This is a genomic window from Arthrobacter yangruifuii, assembly GCF_009192775.1.
Classification (GTDB): Bacteria; Actinomycetota; Actinomycetes; order Actinomycetales; family Micrococcaceae; genus Arthrobacter_B; species Arthrobacter_B yangruifuii.
In genome coordinates this window covers 208,654-225,702 of the sequence record NZ_VTFX01000003.1, presented here as the reverse complement: position 1 = coordinate 225,702, position 17,049 = coordinate 208,654, and the positions used below count along the sequence as shown (strand labels likewise).

The 17,049-nt window shown below is 66.9% G+C and carries 13 protein-coding genes; 5 read left to right on the top strand and 8 right to left on the bottom strand.

Annotation, left to right across the window (positions count from 1 at the left end; translation table 11 throughout):
* Positions 1-8: 8 nt before the first annotated feature.
* Both GD627_RS07720 and GD627_RS07715 read left to right on the top strand, forming a co-directional pair.
* Positions 9-857 carry a DUF3097 family protein gene (locus GD627_RS07720; protein ID WP_152272019.1) on the top strand — a complete coding sequence of 283 codons (849 nt, stop codon included), beginning with the start codon at positions 9-11 and terminating at the stop codon, positions 855-857.
* A 117-nt stretch (positions 858-974) separates the two neighbouring features.
* Positions 975-1,403, top strand: coding sequence for a DUF4870 domain-containing protein (locus GD627_RS07715; RefSeq protein ID WP_152272018.1), 429 nt, complete (start codon positions 975-977; stop codon positions 1,401-1,403).
* A gap of 25 nt (positions 1,404-1,428) precedes the next feature.
* On the opposite strand, the gene hemW is transcribed toward GD627_RS07715, so the two are convergent.
* Together hemW and lepA are read right to left on the bottom strand one after the other, a co-directional pair.
* Entirely contained in the window at positions 1,429-2,661 is a 1,233-nt protein-coding gene (hemW, locus tag GD627_RS07710) for a radical SAM family heme chaperone HemW (RefSeq protein WP_152272017.1), read from the bottom strand.
* Entirely contained in the window at positions 2,658-4,511 is a 1,854-nt protein-coding gene (lepA, locus tag GD627_RS07705) for a translation elongation factor 4 (protein WP_146361898.1), read from the bottom strand. The genes hemW and lepA overlap by 4 nt, the downstream gene beginning before the upstream one ends.
* A 180-nt stretch (positions 4,512-4,691) precedes the next feature.
* On the opposite strand from lepA, the gene GD627_RS07700 reads away from it, so the two are divergent.
* Positions 4,692-5,378, top strand: coding sequence for a type II toxin-antitoxin system PemK/MazF family toxin (locus tag GD627_RS07700; protein WP_152272016.1), 687 nt, complete (start codon positions 4,692-4,694; stop codon positions 5,376-5,378).
* 174 nt (positions 5,379-5,552) lie between these two features.
* Positions 5,553-5,813, top strand: coding sequence for a 30S ribosomal protein S20 (rpsT, locus tag GD627_RS07695; protein ID WP_146361896.1), 261 nt, complete (start codon positions 5,553-5,555; stop codon positions 5,811-5,813).
* A 137-nt stretch (positions 5,814-5,950) separates the two neighbouring features.
* On the opposite strand, the gene holA is transcribed toward rpsT, so the two are convergent.
* From holA to leuS, 6 genes are all read right to left on the bottom strand, one after another.
* Positions 5,951-6,976 carry a DNA polymerase III subunit delta gene (gene holA / locus GD627_RS07690; protein WP_246165386.1) on the bottom strand — a complete coding sequence of 342 codons (1,026 nt, stop codon included), beginning with the start codon at positions 6,974-6,976 and terminating at the stop codon, positions 5,951-5,953.
* 456 nt (positions 6,977-7,432) lie between these two features.
* Positions 7,433-9,724 (bottom strand): ComEC/Rec2 family competence protein, encoded by a 2,292-nt coding sequence (locus tag GD627_RS07685; protein WP_194266001.1) that lies wholly within the window; start codon positions 9,722-9,724, stop codon positions 7,433-7,435.
* A 502-nt stretch (positions 9,725-10,226) separates the two neighbouring features.
* Positions 10,227-11,084: a helix-hairpin-helix domain-containing protein gene (locus GD627_RS07680; protein WP_152272014.1), complete on the bottom strand. Its 858-nt coding sequence runs from the start codon at positions 11,082-11,084 to the stop codon at positions 10,227-10,229.
* A 130-nt stretch (positions 11,085-11,214) separates the two neighbouring features.
* Positions 11,215-11,865, bottom strand: a complete 651-nt coding sequence (locus GD627_RS07675) for a TerD family protein (RefSeq protein WP_152272013.1) — start codon at positions 11,863-11,865, stop codon at positions 11,215-11,217.
* Between the two features lie 115 nt (positions 11,866-11,980).
* Positions 11,981-13,117, bottom strand: a complete 1,137-nt coding sequence (locus GD627_RS07670) for a DegV family protein (RefSeq protein WP_152272012.1) — start codon at positions 13,115-13,117, stop codon at positions 11,981-11,983.
* 12 nt (positions 13,118-13,129) lie between these two features.
* Complete coding sequence (leuS, locus tag GD627_RS07665) at positions 13,130-15,631, bottom strand: leucine--tRNA ligase (protein ID WP_152272011.1); 2,502 nt, start codon at positions 15,629-15,631, stop codon at positions 13,130-13,132.
* A 346-nt stretch (positions 15,632-15,977) separates the two neighbouring features.
* Here leuS and GD627_RS07660 point away from each other — a divergent pair, with 346 nt between their 5' ends.
* Positions 15,978-17,039, top strand: coding sequence for an RNA polymerase sigma factor (locus GD627_RS07660; RefSeq protein ID WP_152272010.1), 1,062 nt, complete (start codon positions 15,978-15,980; stop codon positions 17,037-17,039).
* Positions 17,040-17,049 lie beyond the last annotated feature (10 nt).

Below are 17,049 nucleotides of genomic sequence, written 5' to 3'. Positions count from 1 at the left end.
GCAACTTCGTGTCCAGCTTTTCCTGGGGTCCGCAGGACATCACCGCGCCGGCCCGTACCGCCCTGCGCAAAGTCGGCGCGGAGACCGGCCTGGTCCTGGAGGACGTTGCCTCCGGCTGGGTAGGTGCGGTGGTGCGCGTGGAGAAATCCGGCGGGCTGCACCTGATGGTGCTGGAGGACCGGCGCGGGAAAAGGAAATCCTTCGAACTCGGTTTCGGTTTCCTGCTCGAGGGCGAACCGGTGGAAGTGGTTCCCGCAGCGGCGGCCGCGGTGAAGGCGGGTCCGGCCCGCACGGCGTCGGGCTCCGTCCGCGTGGCGAACCAGCGGGCCCGCACCGCCCGGGCCAGCCGCATCTGGGTTGAAGGCAAGCATGATGCCGAACTGGTGGAGAAGGTGTGGGGCGATGATCTGCGGGTGGAGGGAATCGTCGTCGAACCGCTCCACGGCGTGGATGACCTGTACTCGGCGGTCCGTGAGTTCGCCCCGGGGCCGGGCCGGCGGCTGGGGATCCTGGTGGACCACCTGGTGCCGGGGTCCAAGGAATCCCGCATCGCAGCTGAAGCCATGACCTCCCCGGGCGCGCCGGGCAACGTGCTGATTGTCGGTCACCCGTACGTGGATGTGTGGCAGGCGATCAAGCCCTCTGTGATCGGGCGCAGCGCCTGGCCTGTGGTTCCCCGGCACCTGGACTGGAAAACCGGAATCCTGCAGGGACTGGGCTGGCCGCACCGCGACCATACCGACGTCGCCCTGGGCTGGAAGAAGCTCCTGGGGCAGGTGAACAGCTACGCGGATCTGGAACCGTCGCTGCTTGGGCGTGTTGAGGAAGTCATCGATTTCCTGACCGTGCCGGGATGAGACATGCGCCGCATCGGCTGTGGCCTTTCCATGCGGAAGTGCCCTAACCAGTACCCTTGAGAAATACGTAGTAGCGGACCGACCCTGTGTCACCCTGAACCAAAAGGAATTAGCCCCGTGTCCAACACACGCCAGAACCACCACCCCCGGCCTGAAGATCAGGGCAGTGCGCAGCGCCCGGTCTACCAGGGGGCTCCGGCCAACGCGCTGCCGCTGACGGCATCAGAGGACCGGCAGTGGGCAACCCTGGCTCACTTCGGCGGGATCCTTGCTTTTGTTCCGTCGCTGATCATTTACCTGGTGTTCCGCGACCGCGGTCCGTTCACCGCCCAGGAAGCCAAGGAAGCCCTGAACTTCACGCTTCCGCCCAGCCTTGCGGCCCTGACGGTCTGGGCATTGTCCTTCATCCCGGTAATCGGCGGGTTTTTCGCCGTGCTCAACGCCCTGATCTGGGTCTATATTGCCGTGTCCTCCGTGGTTGCGGGCATCGAATGCAACCGCGGCCGGCCCTACCGCTACCCGCTGAACCTGCGCCGGATCAAGTAGCTGAGGCAGGCGCAGGCCGCCTGCCTCAGTCCGGCAGCAGCCGGCGGACCACGGCGTCGGCCAGCAGCCGCCCCTTGGGGGTGAGGATGACCTTGCCGGTGAGCGCCGCCCGGGGGTCCACCAGACCGTCGGCCATCAGCCCGGCCACTGCCTGCCGTCCGGATTCGCGCAGCCGGTCCAGGGCCAGGCCCTCGGCCAGCCGTGTCCGGAGCATCACGTCTTCCATGTAGCGGGTATCGGCGTCGAGGGTTTCCCGTCCGACGGCGGGTGACTCCCCCGCCTCGATCCGCTGGGCGTACGCGGTGGGGTGCTTGGCATTCCACCACCGCACACCACCTGCATGGGAATGGGCTCCGGGGCCGATGCCCCACCAGTCATCACTGCGCCAGTACGCCAAATTGTGCCGGCACTGGTCTGCGGGGGTGCGGGCCCAGTTGCTGACCTCGTACCAGTTCAGGCCGGCCGCGGTCATCATCTCGTCGGCCAGCACGTATTTGTCGGCGTGGTCGTCGTCGTCGATGGGCGGCACTTCGCCGCGCCGCATCCGGGCAGCCAGCTTGGTGCCTTCCTCGATGATCAGCGCGTAGGCAGAAATGTGGTCCGGTTCGTAGCTCAGTGCCTCTTCCAGGGAATGCTTCCAGTCGGCCATGGATTCGCCGGGCGTTCCGTAGATCAGGTCAACGCTGACGTTCAGGCCGGCGTCGCGGGCCCACTGCACGGCCTGCGGAACGCGCGACGGCGTGTGCGTGCGGTCCAGCACCGCCAGCACGTGGGGCACGGCGGACTGCATGCCGAAGGACACACGGGTGAAGCCGGCGTCGGCCAGCAGCTGCAGGGACTGCGGGGTGACCGAGTCCGGATTCGCTTCCGTAGTGACTTCCGCGCCGGGAACCAGGCCCCACTGGTCGACGGCGGTGCGCAGGATGAGCGCCAGGTCCTCCGCCGGGAGCAGGGTCGGGGTGCCGCCGCCGAAGAAGACGGTGCCCATGCGGCGTTCGGGCAAGCCTGAACGCCGCAGCGCGTCGGCGGCGAAGACGACTTCACGCGCTGCCGTGCCGCCGTAGACGTCCTGCGAGGCGCCGCCGCCGAGTTCGGTGGCGGTGTAGGTGTTGAAATCGCAGTAACCGCAGCGGACGGAGCAGAACGGAATGTGGACGTAGAGTCCGAAGTTCCGCTCCGCTGCTCCGTCCGCGGCCTGGGCGGGCAGGAGGCCGTCGGCGGGGGCCGGGTCTCCGAGGGGCAGTGCGCTGGGTGTCACTTCTTGGATTTGTCCTTGGATTCGTCAGAGGAAAGTGCCGCCACGAAGGCTTCCTGCGGAACTTCGACGCGGCCCACCATCTTCATGCGCTTCTTGCCTTCCTTCTGCTTTTCGAGCAGCTTGCGCTTACGGCTGATGTCGCCGCCGTAGCACTTGGCCAGCACGTCCTTGCGGATGGCACGGATGGATTCGCGGGCAATGATGCGGGAGCCGATGGCAGCCTGGATGGGGACCTCGAACTGCTGGCGGGGAATGAGTTCGCGCAGCTTGCCCGTCATCATCACACCGTAGGAGTACGCCTTGTCCTTGTGGGTGATGGAGCTGAAGGCGTCCACCTGTTCACCCTGGAGCAGGATGTCCACCTTGACCAGGTCGGCCACCTGCTCGCCGTCGGCCTTCCAGTCCAGCGAGGCGTAGCCGCGGGTCTTGGACTTGAGGATGTCGAAGAAGTCGAAAACGATCTCGGCCAAGGGCAGGCGGTACCGGATTTCCACCCGATCCTCGGACAGATAATCCATGCCGCCCAGGACACCTCGGCGGGCCTGGCACAGCTCCATGATGGCTCCGACAAATTCGCTCGGCGCCAGGATCGTGGCCGAGACCATCGGCTCGCGGACTTCCTTGATCTTGCCTTCGGGGTACTCGCTGGGGTTGGTCACCTTGACCACCTTCTTGTCCTCCAGCGTCACCTCGTACTCCACGTTGGGTGCGGTGGAGATCAGGTCCAGGTTGTACTCGCGCTCGAGCCGTTCACGGGTGATTTCCAGGTGCAGCAGGCCCAGGAAGCCCACCCGGAAGCCGAAGCCCAGCGCTGCCGACGTCTCGGGTTCGTAAACCAGGGCGGCATCGTTGAGCATCAGCTTTTCGAGCGCCTCACGCAGCACCGGGTAGTCTGCGCCGTCGATGGGGTACAGCCCGGAGAACACCATGGGCTTGGGATCGGCATAGCCTTCGAGGGACTTCTCGGCCGGCTTGGCGAGGTTGGTGACGGTGTCCCCCACCTTGGACAGGCGCACGTCCTTCACACCGGTGATCAGGTAGCCCACCTCGCCGACGCCCAGGCCCTTGGAGGGAGTGGGTTCCGGCGAGCTGACGCCGATCTCGAGGAGTTCGTGGCTGGCCCGCGTGGACATCATCTGAATGCGTTCGCGCGGCGACAGGGATCCGTCAATCACACGGACATAGGTGACGACGCCGCGGTACGTGTCATACACGGAGTCGAAGATCATGGCCCGTGCCGGCGCATTGGGGTCACCCTGCGGCGCGGGGATGTCGCGGACAATCTTGTCCAGCAGCGCTTCAACGCCGACGCCGGTCTTGCCGGAGACCTTCAGCACATCTTCGGGGTCGCCGCCGATCAGGTTGGCGAGTTCCTCGGCGTACTTTTCCGGTTGCGCTGCCGGAAGGTCGATCTTGTTGAGGACCGGGATGATGGTCAGGTCGTTTTCCATCGCCAGGTAAAGGTTCGCCAGGGTCTGGGCCTCGATGCCCTGTGCGGCGTCCACCAGGAGGATTGCCCCTTCACACGCGGCGAGGGACCGGGAGACCTCGTAGGTGAAGTCAACGTGTCCGGGGGTGTCGATCATGTTCAGTGCGTAGGACTCACCGTCGAGTTCCCACGGCATGCGGACGGCCTGGGACTTGATGGTGATGCCGCGCTCACGCTCGATATCCATCCGGTCCAGGTACTGGGCCTTCATGTTGCGGTGCTCGACCACGCCGGTGGACTGGAGCATGCGGTCGGCCAGGGTGGACTTGCCGTGGTCGATATGGGCGATGATGCAGAAATTTCTGATGATCGCCGGATCCGTCGCGGCAGGCACCGGCGAGAAGCGGGCCATAGGTGACACTGTGGCGGTTCCTTTACTGTTCCGGGACGAACCGGACGCGGCGCGGTGCGCGGGTGTCCTGGAGTCCTGGCGGGTCTGATGGGTCTTCTTCTGTCGAGTTAACAGTCTCCCACGTTTGCCCGCCGCATCAGGAACCGGCCGCACCCCGGGTTCCGCGCGGCGGGAGCATATCGTTGTGCCATGCCCTTTAACGCCCGTGCCTTTGCCTCCCTTGCCCGCTCGGCCGTCAACCTGCTGCGCCAGGCTTCCTCCGCATCCGGATCTGCCGACACAAGCCGTGAACGCCCCGCCAGGCAGTCCCGCACGCCGGATACCCGCCGCGCTCCCTCCCCTTCCCCCAGGATCCCGGCTGCTCCTCCGCGCACCCCGGCTGCTCCTCCGCGGACCCCGCCTGCTCCCCCGCGTACCCCGAAAACCCGGCCTTCGCCGTCGTCGGCCGCTCCGGCATCCTCTGTTCCCGGAGGAACGGGTTACGCCGGCGACTACTCCGGGCCCGTGACTCCGGTCTACGCCCCGCAGCCCGACGGCGATCCGGACCCCGGCGAGGTGGTGTGGGCCTGGGTGCCGTACGAGGATGATCCCAGCCAGGGCAAGGACCGTCCCGTTCTGCTGATCGGGCGCAGCGGCACTCTGCTGCTGGGCCTCATGATGACCAGCCGGGACCGGAACAACAGCAGCGGGTCTGATCCGCGGTACCTCGACGTCGGCACCGGACCCTGGGACAGCAAGGGGCGCCCCAGCGAAGTGAAGCTGGACCGGGTGCTGCAGCTGAAGCCGGGGAGCGTGCGCCGGGAAGGTGCGATCATGGACAAGAGCGTTTTCCAGACTGTGGCCCGGCGGCTGGCCGTGATGCGTCCGGCGCACTGAACCGGCGCTTTCGTTACCGGAGCCCAAACTCTGCTAACATTTTGTGCTGTGTGTCCGCGCAGGTCGACGGGCACTTTGGTTCAGGCGCCATTACGGTATCCCCACGCCGCTCAGTCAATGTCTGGGCTGAAATACCCTCACCGACCAAGTCCGCAATACAAAGAGAGTTTATAAGTGGCCAATATTAAGTCCCAGAAGAAGCGCATCCTCACCAACGAGAAGGCGCGTCAGCGTAACAACTCGGTGAAGTCCGAGCTGAAGACCGTCATCAGCAAGGTTGATGCCGCAGTCAAGGCCAGCGACAAGGACGCAGCAGCCGAAGCGCTGAAGACTGCCAGCCGCAAGCTGGACAAGGCCGTCAGCAAGGGCGTTATCCACAAGAACAACGCTGCCAACCGCAAGTCGGCCATCTCCAAGAAGGTCAGCGCGCTCTAAGCAGCAGCACTACAGACTTACATCAGCGGCCGGTCCCTTTCGGGGACCGGCCGCTTTTGCTTTGCCCCGAAGCTGCAGCCCGGCGCCGGTCCGGGCAGCGTGCCGGCACCGTGGAGCCGGTGCGGGCCGCCGGATGGCTACCGGCCCGACGCTGCCAGCGCAATCACCGTCACGGCGCGTTCGACGGCGTACACGGGGTCCCTGCCGGCGCCCTTGACCTGGGCATCTGCCTCGGCCAGGGCCTGGACGGCTTCGATCAGGGACTCGGAGGAGAACCGCTGGGCATCCCTGCGGGCCTGGTCCACCTGCCATGGAGCCATCCCGAGGTCCTTGGCCATGGATGCGGAGGAGCCCCGCAGGTTCGCCACCCGCGCGACGGCCCGGACCTTCATCGCCAGGGCCCCCACCAGCGGGACCGGGTCCACTCCGGTATCCAAGGCGTGCCGGAGCATGGACAGTGCCTGTGCTGCCCGGCCGGCCAGCGCGGCGTCGGCGACCTTGAACGCGGTGGCCTCTACACGCCCGCCGTAGTACCGCTCCACCAGCTCCTCGGTGACTTCGCCGGTGGAATCGCTGATCAGCTGCTGGCAGGAGGCGGCCAGTTCGGAGAGGCTGGAGCCGACGGCGTTCACCAGTGCCCGGGCCGCGGCCGGGTCAATCCGGCGGCGGGCGGAGCGGAACTCCGAGGTAACGAAGTCCAGCTTCTCGGCGTCCTTCTTAAAGGGCTGGCATTCCACCACCGGAGCACCGGCGGCCTTCACTGCGTCCAGTAGCTTCTTGCCGCGGTTGCCGCCGGAGTGATGCAGCACCAGGACGGCGTCCGGTGAGGGGTCCTTCAGGTAGGTGAGGGTTTCGGTGAGGAAGTCCTCATTCATCGACGCCAGGTTCACTGCTTCAATGAGTTTGGCTTCACCGAATAACGAGGGGCTCGACTGCAGCATAAGTTCCCCGGAAGCATAGGTGGCGGCGTCGAACTGTACGAGTTCGGTGTCCGGCTGCTTTTCCCGCAGCAGGCTGCGCAGCCGGTCCCGTGCACGGGAGGCCAGGTAGTCTTCGGGGCCGGCCAGAAGGATGAACGGCGCCGGCTCGACGTCGCGCCAGGACACAGTACGGGAGGAGGTTTTGCTGCCGGAGCTGCGCTTGGATGGAACGGCCGGATTCACAGCTGGTTCTCCTGGAGTGGTGCGGGCGGCCCGGTGCGGTCGGGCCTGACGGGTTATGCGGAATGGAACCCGTCCCTACCGCTGACAGGTCCCCTCCAAGATTGCCACGCCCGCCCGGTCCGGCCAATTTTCCCGCTGGACGTGTTGACCTCCAACCGGCTCGCTCCCGGAAGGGCCGCTGAGAAATTCCCACGCTTATACTTGCCGTCGTCCACCCAGATGAAGCAGTCGGAACTGGAAGCAATACGGATCGTGTGAGGATCGAATCCCGGTGCGATGAGGTAGATCGATGGTGAATCGAGTGTCCCGGTACTTCTCTTCGAACTCCCTGACGAGGGGCTCAGGCTCTGTCCCCTCAGTCAAAGTCACAGTGGTCGCGCCGTGCCAAGTCACCAAGGTCAGGGATGTCGACCCGGTGACGTGGATGGACGGTCCCGGCCCGGACTGCACACCCCGTCAGGGCGGCAGGCTCCGGACGGCAAGGGTGTTGCCTTGGTGGATTAGCAGCACCGTTCCGTACAGGTCCGTCCGGGCAACAGCCGATCCCGCAGCCTCAAGGCTGCTCAGGATCTGCGGCGCCGGATGGCCGTAGTCATTGTCGGCGCCGACCGAGATCAGGGCCAGGGAAGGCCGCAGGGTCCGGATCCAACTGTCGCCGCCGTTACGTGCCCCGTGGTGGGGAACCTTCAGTACATCCACCCCTGCCCGCAGCTCCGGATGGGATGCGAGGACGGCCGTGGAAGCATCTTCCTCGGCGTCGCCGGTAAACAGTATCCTCAACGGCTCTTCCCCCGGCCCCTGCGCGGCAAGGGTCAGCAACAGGACGGCGCTGGCGTTGTTCTCCTCCTCGTCTCCCGCTGCGGCAAGGGAAGGCTCCGCAGCCGGTGGCCATAGGACTTCCCACTGCACACTGCCGGCCGTTCCAGCCATCCCGTCCGTCAGCGGTGTACGGGGCGCAGCGGAACCATCCAGTATTCCGGTCAGCTCATCCGGCAGCCCAGGCCCGGCGGTCGAGTAGCCGATCTGCAGCACGGTGCGGCCCGAAAGAACTCCCGCGGCTCCGCCGTAATGGTCCAGGTGGGCGTGCGTGAACACGAGGAGTTCCACGGTGCGCACGCCAAGGCTGTCCAGGCAGGCGTCCATGGGACCGGGTTCCCCGCCGGCATCGATCACCACGGCGCTGTCGGGACCGGCACGGACGGCGAACCCGTCGCCCTGCCCGACGTCGCAGGCTGCCACTTCCCACTCCTGAACCTGCCCGGGCTCTTCCTGCATGGCACGCGCAGTGAGGACGGCAGCCACCGGAAAGGCCAGCAAAGCGGCTCCAACGGACGCCGTACGGGTGCGGCGGGAACCCCGAAACCCGGCCTGCGGAGGAAACGGCGGGTTCCGCGGGGACCGCGGGGACTCCGGATACTGCTGGTTCACCTGCCTCCGCCGGCCACCGGTACCGGACATGCCGCCGGTGCCGCGCAGCGAGATGTACAAGATGCCGGCCACCGCTGCCGCCGCCCCCGCAGCCATCAGCACTACTCCCGGCGTGCCCTCAGGCCACCCAGCCAGGGCGCCCGGAAGGGCTCCGAAGAACCGGGCCGTTCCCGCCACCCACCAGGCACCCGCGGCCGCAAACAGAAGCGGCGGCACAGCCAGCACGGGAGCAACGCCGATCAGGGCTACGGCCAGCATGCCGGCCACGGTCACGGCCGGTACTACAGGGGCTGCCACGAGATTCGCCGGGACCGAATACACCGGCAGCTGCGGCTGCAGGAGCACCAGCACCGGGCCGCAGAACAGCTGTGCAGCCACCGGAATGGCCAAAGCCGCTGAGAACCAGCGGGGCAGGCGCATGGACAGGACCCGGACCAGGTGCGGTCCCACCACGACCAGGCCAAGAGTTGCGCAGACCGACAGGATGAATGCGTAACTTCCACACAGCCAGGGATCCACGCACAACAGGACCGTGATCGACAGGAAGAGCAGTGCGGCGGAAAGGCGTCCCCGCCCGGAGAGCACTGCGAGGGTTCCCAGCCCGCCCATGACAGCTGCGCGCAGCACGCTGGGGTCCGGCCGGACAAGGAGCACAAACGCGGCCAGCCCGGCCAGGGCCAGCAATACCGCAGGGGCCCGCGGCAGCCGCAGGGCGCGGGCTGCGAGGAAGACGAAGGCCAGCAGGTAGCTGCAGTTGGCGCCCGATACTGCCGTCAGGTGGGTCAGGCCGGTATCTTTCATCGCCTGGCCCAGTCCGGGGTCCAGTCCTCCCCGGTCGCCCAGCACCATGCCGGGCAGAAGGCCGTCAACCGCCGCGCCGCGGTCTTCGGCCGTCCGGACAAAGGTTTCCCGGAGCGCCGCGGTTACTCCGTACCACCCACCGGCAGGCGTGATGCCAGGAGGGGCGCCCGCCCGCAGCATGGCCAGGTTCCGGTCCCCGGCGGGCAGGGGCTGCAGGGATCCGGCACTGGTAAACCGGTCCCCCAGCCTGATGGGTGCATAGTCCTCTCCGCCGATCACCAGAAGGGTTGCCGACGTCCCGAAACGCCGGCCCGCGGCGGTTCCGGATTCCGCCACGGCATCAACGAGATACCGGGGACGGCCGGTGAACCGGTCCGGCATTCCCGGCCGGGCGTCTGACGTGGCACGCAGCTCCGCCGTGACAGCCGCCCCGTCGTCGATGAGTCCGGAGATCGGGCCGGCGGTACGGGCGCCGAGGCTGGCCGCTGCACCGGCGCAGACCAATGCCGCCGCTGCCATGGGGACGGCGGCACCCCGAAGGATCGCAGCAGCCCCCTGCGGCAGGAAGCGTCTTCCCCGACCCGCGGGCATCGGTCTCCGGACCGATTCCGGTGGGGCGTCAGTGTCCGCCGCCGCCCTGGTCTGCACCCGTGAGGCGGTCAGTAGGAGAACGGCCAGAACAGCTGCGGCACCGGCCAGTGCCCACCCCGCCGGCGGAGGAAGCCGGACCACGACGTAAGCGGCAGCCCAGACGGTTGCTGCTGCGGGCAACAGCCGGAGTTCCCGGAGCGGCTGCGGCGCATCTGCCGCGGCGGTTCCACGGGTGGCCCGGGCTTCCCGCAGCCGGATGCCCCACCCTGGTGCCCTCTGCTTTTCGGCTGCCCTCTGCTTTCCGCCTGCACCGCGTCCCGCTTCCGGCTGCCCGGCTCCCTCCCGAACACCCGGGTGTGTATTCAGGTTCAACGCCGAGTCGACGTACCGTGACCATCTGCTCTCGGGCCCGCCGGACATCCGCGGCCCGTTAGACCGTGACCAGAGGCAGCAGCGCCGCCATCATGGCTTCACCGATCCCGGGAACTGCATCCAGATCCTCCGGGCTGCTGAAGCTTCCGTGCTCGGTGCGCCACGCAATGATCCGTTCGGCCAGGACAGGGCCGACCCTTGGCAGTGTCTGAAGCGCGGTGGAGTCGGCGGTGTTCAGGTTGACGCTGACCGGTGGGCCGCCGTCGGCCTGCGTCCCGGAACCGTCCGCAGTGCCGGTACCGCCCGCTGTTCCTCCGCCGGCAGTGCCTCCCGTAGTGCTGCCGGGCGGCTGCGCAACTTCACCGATGCGCGGAACGAGCACCATGGCGCCGTCCTCCAGCGGGGCGGCCAGATTGACGGCGGCGAGGTCCGCATCCGCCGCCGTTCCACCGGCGGCATCAACCGCATCGATGATCCGGCTGCCCGGCGGCAGCCGCACAATGCCCGGGCGCTGCACTGCGCCGGCTATATGCACCACCACAATGACCGGGCCACCTGCCGCCTCTCCCTGCCGGGAAGGCGACGGCAGGGGAACCGGGGAGGCAGGAACCGGAGCAGCGCCCGGGCTGCCGGCGCCGTCAGGGACCGTCGGTTGGCCGGTGGCAGGCGGGGACAACTCGATCTTGGCCACCGGAACGGGACCCTTGTCCCGAAGCAGCACTACTGCTGCCGCGCATCCCAGCAGCAGGCAAACCGCAAGCACTGCCGCGGGCAGCGAAAAAGCCCACCGGCGTCGGAGTCCGGGAGCCTCCGGGAACCCGGGAGGCTCCGTGGACTCCGGGGGCTCAGTGGACTCCGGTCGCTCGGGGCCCACAGTGTCACGGGTGCCGGCGGTGTTCCATCGATGCTGTGCCATCCGGCAAAACTAGTTACCGCTGTTTCCAAGCGGCCGCCCGTGCCCCGGCCCGGTGGACAGGGCCGGGGCGCCGCAGCCCAATGCAGCATTGTTGAGGACAAGATCCCGGCGATGAAAGCCGCAGACCTGCTTACTTGAAGATGTTTTTCGACCCTGCGTCCATAACAACCTGGCCGTTCTGCCAGGCGGGACGGAATTCGCTCAAGGACTTCGAATAGGTTTCCAGCGACTCCACAACAACTCCGTCAGCGGTATTGCGGATAACCCCGATGGCAACTGTGAAGACGCTCATTCGCTTTGACGCATTTGCGGAATCAATGGTGACGCTGGTCCCGGAACCGTTATCAATCCCCAGGGACACCCCGTATTTGCGGAAAGAACCCATGCCGTTGGACTGGGCCGAATACGCGATGGGGACAACTGCTTCAATCTGGTCCGTCAGACGGATCTCGATGGTTTCCTGCGCCTTTCCGTTCTGCCCGCGGCCCACATCACCGAGATGCCGGACGGCGCCGTCGAGCAGTTCCGGCGTGGGAACCGGCTGGGCCTCGGAACCGAAGGTCGAGCAGACCAGCTCCGTTCCGTCCCGGAGAATGACCAGCGCGTAAAGGTCGTAGTCAGTATTGGATGACCATTCACAACGGGCGGTAATAATCGGCGTTTTCGCAATGGTGACCCGGTTTCCCTTTTCCAGGGAAATGGTGCCGGCTTTCTTGCCGAGGTCCAGTGCCGGAGCCTCCGCGGCTGCTTCATTGTTCTTGCCGAATCCAAACGGAGCCATGGGTATAGTCCCTTTCACTGCGAGGAGAATTTCGGCAACTATAACACCGGATTGTTAGGCAGCCGGCTCATTAGCGGCAGGGAAAATGCATTCCCTGCGGCTATACCGGGGAATGTCAGCCCTTCGTCCTTCCCTTGCCGGGGCGGGCTGCTTTCGCCACAGGGCCTGCGGCCGCGCCCCGCGGAAAGGCATCTCCTCCGGGCACTTTATCCGCCGCCTTATCCGCTTCGGGGGCTGTGTCGCTTTCCGCGGCAGCGGCGGCGCCGGGCAGTAATCCGGATCCGTCCTCCAACACTGCTTCGGTGCCGGGAACAGCGGGCCCGCCGCCCTCTTCTTCGGCAACTGCCACGGCCAGCACCCCCAGCCCTGCATGTGCGGCCAGGACCGCAGGCAGCGGGCAGATGAGGATCTCCACCTCGGGCGCTGCCGCGCCGATGACACCGGCCAGCCGTTCTGCTTCGGCGGCATTACCGAAATGGTGCACGGCGGCGCGGACCTTCCCGGGACGCGCGGCAATATCCTGCTGGACCAGTTCGGCGAGCCGTGCCAGCGCTTTGGGTGCGGTCCGGATGCGTTCCAGCGGGAGCACCTTGCCGTCGCGGACCACCAGGATCGGCTTGACGGCGAGCAGGGTTCCCAGCCAGCCGGCGGCTGCGCCGATCCGCCCGCCCCGGCGCAGCTGGTCCAGGCTTGGAACATAGAAGAGAATGTTGGATCCTGCGGCTGCCGCCCGGGCACAGGAAGCCACCTCGGCTGCGGAGGAACCGGCCCGGGCTCTTTCCGCTGCGGCCTCCACTGCAAATCCGAGACCCATGGCCGCCGTCGCGCTGTCGATGACCTCCACAGGAATGTCGGCGGACCGTGCGGCCAGCCGCGCAGAATCCACGGTGCCGGACAGCTGTCCGGAGAGGTGGATCGAGACCACGGCGGTGCACCCTGCCGCGGCCAGCTCACGGTAGGCGGATTCGAACTGTCCGGGCGCCGGCCGGGAGGTGCGGACTTCGTGCCCCTGGGCCATCGCCAGGGCCAGGGCAGGAATCAGCTCGTCGGAGCCTTCCCCGTAGATCTGGTCGCCGATCATTACCGGCATAGGGACCACCCGGACAAACCCGGTGGCGTGGGCTGCCTCCGCCCAGCCGGCGGGCAGGGCGGAGGCGGAATCGGTCACCACGCCCACAAGCGGCCCGGGGGCGGCAGCGGTTTCCCGCTGCCGCCCCCGGGCCCGCGCGGCGAGCCGCTCCAGCCAGTCCACGGGTCCGGAGCCTTAGGCCGGAACGATATTGACGAGCTTCGGCGCCCGGACGATGACCGTGCGGATACCGCGTCCGTCGAGGAACCGCTGCACGGCCTCGGATGCCAGCGCAGCCTCTCGCAGGTCCTCTTCGCTGATGTCTGCGGCAACTTCCAGGCGGTCGCGGACCTTGCCCTGCACCTGGACCACGGCGGTGACCGTGTCCTGGACCAGCAGGGTCTTGTCGACCGCGGGCCAGCCCGCGTTCACCACGGAAGCGTCGCGGCCCAGCAGGTTCCAGAGGTCCTCGGCCGTGTACGGGGCGAACAGGCTCAGGATCACGGCCACGGCTTCGGCAGCCTCGCGGACGGCCGGGTCGGCGCCGCCGGCGCCGGAGTCGATGGCCTTGCGGGTCGCGTTGACCAGCTCCATCAGCTTGGCGACAACAACGTTGAACTTGTTGTTCTCCAGCAGCTCGGTGGCCTCGGCTACGGTCCGGTGCGTGAGGGCGCGCAGCTTCCGATCCCCTGCCGTGTAGTCCACGCCGGGTTCGCTGGTGATGTCCTGTCCCAGGCGCCAGGCGCGGGCCAGGAACTTCGCGGAGCCCGACGGCGAGACGTCCGCCCAGTCGACGTCGTCCTCGGGCGGGGAGGCGAAGACCATGGTCAGGCGCACGGCGTCGACGCCGTACTTGTCCAGCTGCTGGCCCAGGTCCACGCCGTTACCCAGGGACTTGGACATGGCCTTGCCGCCGTTGAGGACCTGTCCCTGGTTCAGCAGGGAGCTGAACGGTTCGCTGGCTTCCAGCAGGCCCATGTCATGGACCACCTTGGTGAAGAACCGCGCGTACAGCAGGTGCAGGATGGCGTGTTCGACGCCGCCCACGTACTGTCCCACCGGCATCCAGTTCTTTGCCGCCTCCGGATCAAAGGGACCGTCGGTGAAGTGCGGGGACACGAAGCGCATGAAGTACCAGGACGAATCCACGAAGGTGTCCATGGTGTCGGTGTCGCGCTTGGCGGGGCCGCTGCACTTGGGGCAGGCCACGTTGACCCATTCCTCGGCGGAGGCCAGCGGCGACGTTCCCTTCGGTGCCAGGGCCTCGCCCTTCAAGCCGGTGGGCAGGGTGACGGGCAGCTGGTCATCCGGGACCGGGACTTCGCCGCAGTTTTCGCAGTGGATGATCGGGATGGGCGTACCCCAGAAGCGCTGGCGGGACAGCAGCCAGTCACGCAGCCGGAAGTTCACAAACTTCTCGCCGGTCCCCTGTTCCTCCAGCATGGCGACGGCGGCCGGGATGGCTTCGGACTTCGGCAGTCCGTCCAGGGCACCGGAGTTGATCAGAGTGCCTTCGCCGGTGGTGGCCACGCCGCTGACGGCCGGATCCTCTTCACCGGTGTCCAGGACCGCCTTCACGGGCAGGTCGAAGGTCTTGGCAAAGTCCAGGTCCCGCTGGTCGTGCGCCGGAACGGCCATGATGGCACCCGTACCGTAATCGGCCAGCACATAATCGGCGGCCCAGACGGGCAGCTTTTCACCGTTCAGCGGGTTCACGGCGTAACGGCCGGTAAAGACACCGGTCTTGGTGCGCTCGGTGGACTGGCGTTCAATGTCCGAGAGCGCCTTGACCTGCTCGCGGTACGCCAGCAGTGCCTCCCGGTTCTCGTCCGTGACCAGGTTCAGTGCCAGCGGCGCGTCGGCGGCAACCACAAAGAAGGTCGCACCGGCCAGGGTGTCCGGACGGGTGGTGAAGACCGTGACCTGCTCTTCGGACTTGCCGCCGGCAGCCTCGATGACGAACCGGACGTGGGCACCCTCGGAGCGGCCGATCCAGTTCTTCTGCATAGCCAGCACGCGCTCGGGCCAGTGGCCCTTGAGCTGCTCCATGTCATCGAGCAGGCGGTCGGCGTAGTCGGTGATCTTGAAGTACCACTGGTTCAGCGACTTCTTGGTGACCTGGGTGCCGCAGCGTTCACACGCGCCGTTGACTACCTGCTCGTTGGCCAGCACGGTCTGGTCCTTGGGGCACCAGTTGACCGGGGAATTCTTCCGGTAGGCCAGGCCCCGCTCGTAGAACCGGGTGAACAGCCACTGGGTCCAGCGGTAATATTCGGGGTCAGAGGTGTGGATCCGGCGGGACCAGTCCACGCTGATGGCGTAGCGCTTGAAGGACTCCGCCTGCGTCTCGATGTTGCGGTAGGTCCAGTCGCTGGGGTGCGCGTTGTTCTTGATGGCCGCGTTCTCCGCAGGCAGGCCGAACGAGTCCCAGCCGATCGGGTGCAGCACGTCATACCCGAGCTGGCGCCAGTAACGGGCGACGACGTCGCCCATCGCGAACGCTTCGGCGTGGCCCATGTGCAGGTCGCCGGAGGGGTACGGGAACATGTCCAGTACGTAGCGTCGTTCGCGCGAGCCGTCGTCGGCAGGGGTGAAAACGCCGAGGTCATCCCAGACCTTGGGCCATTTCTGCTCGATGGCCGCGAAACTGTAGACGGCCTCTTCCTGCTGATCAGTCTGTGACTGCGTGCTCACTATGCTTCGCCTCTGTCCTCAAAGAAAATCGATCCGCGCTGCGGGCCGGCGGTAAATCCGGCCCTAAGATTTTGGGTCCTCCCCAGACACACAAAAGCCCCTCGACAAGCAAGGGGCGGCCGCGCACGGACGGTGCGCGGCTAGCTAAGGAGGAGTACTGCGATCATTTCTCCACTTTACAACAGAGCATGCCCGCCGAAGGCAGTGTGTCCGGGTGAGCCGCGTCAGCATACTGCGCACAGTGGCGTATCTTTTGGCGGGCTCCGTGCGTCTACCCGTTAAAGACCATGGCGCGGTGCCATGGTGGTTCGGGAACGGCCCGTCACGGCCGTGGAACAGGAGCGTAGAAATGTCAGTGGATACGAAACCGGCAACGGCGCCGGACGGTACGGATCCGGGTGCTGCGGGGCTGGGCGGGATCCCCCGCGAGCTGCGGCAGGTCCGGCGGGATTTCCTGCTCGCCCTGGAGCCGGTCCGCCCCTCCGTCTACCGCTACTGCCGCAGCCTCACCGGGACCGTTTGGGACGCCGAGGACCTGCTGCAGGAAACCCTCACCAAGGCTCTGGCCGAGGCATCCCAGCGGCACGAGCCGATCCGGAACCTGCAGGCCTGGCTGATCCGCATTGCCACCAACACCTGGCTGGACACCGTCCGGCGCAGCGCCAGGAACACTGTGGCGGACTTCAGCGCTCCGGAGATGGACCGCCCCGACGACGGCGCCGCCGATCCCCTCACTGCCGTGGCCGTGGAGGCGGCCCTGCACCGGCTGGTGCTTCTCCTGCCCCCGCGGGAACGTGCCTGCGTGGTCCTCAAGGACATCTTCGGCTATTCCCTGGCCGAAACCGCGGATGTCCTCGAGACCAGTGCCGGTGCGGTGAAATCAGCTCTCCACCGGGGCCGGAGTACGTTGGCCGCCGCCCAGGAGGCACCGTCCCGTGCCGACGGCGGGTACGGCAGTTCCGCGGCGTCCGCCGCCGTTCCTGCCGGGCACGCCGAACTGCTGCGCCGGTTGGCGGATGCGTTCAATTCCTACGACATTGAGGCCATGGTCAGCCTGTTCCTGGCCAACGGGCGCACCGAAGTGGTGGGCAACGTCAGTGAAACCGGCCATGAGGAAATCCGCACCGGTTCCCTGGACCACACCTTCGGCCCCGATGCGCCCCAGACCTACCGGGCCACGGTGCACGACTTCGACGGTGAGAAGGTCATCCTGCTCTGGGAACGGCCCAAGGACAGCCCGGACGCTGCGGAAGTGGTGGCCGACGTCGTCCGGATGCGCGCAGCCGACGGCGTGGACGAGGACCCGCTGATCCGCGAACTGAAGTGGTATTTCTTCTGCCCGGAGCTGCTGGCGGAAGTGGCCGGCGGCCTGGAACTGCCGTTCAGGACAAACGGGGTGTCCTACTTCTGATGTCGTGGTC

Bases quoted from the DNA above. Each gene is read 5' to 3' on its own strand.
- GD627_RS07700 (WP_152272016.1), top strand. From the start codon at position 4,692: ATGCCCTTTAACGCCCGTGCCTTTGCCTCCCTTGCCCGCTCGGCCGTC.
- GD627_RS07685 (WP_194266001.1), bottom strand. From the start codon at position 9,724: ATGGCAGCGGCGGCATTGGTCTGCGCCGGTGCAGCGGCCAGCCTCGGC.
- GD627_RS07680 (WP_152272014.1), bottom strand. From the start codon at position 11,084: ATGGCACAGCATCGATGGAACACCGCCGGCACCCGTGACACTGTGGGC.
- GD627_RS07675 (WP_152272013.1), bottom strand. From the start codon at position 11,865: ATGGCTCCGTTTGGATTCGGCAAGAACAATGAAGCAGCCGCGGAGGCT.
- GD627_RS07660 (WP_152272010.1), top strand. From the start codon at position 15,978: ATGTCAGTGGATACGAAACCGGCAACGGCGCCGGACGGTACGGATCCG.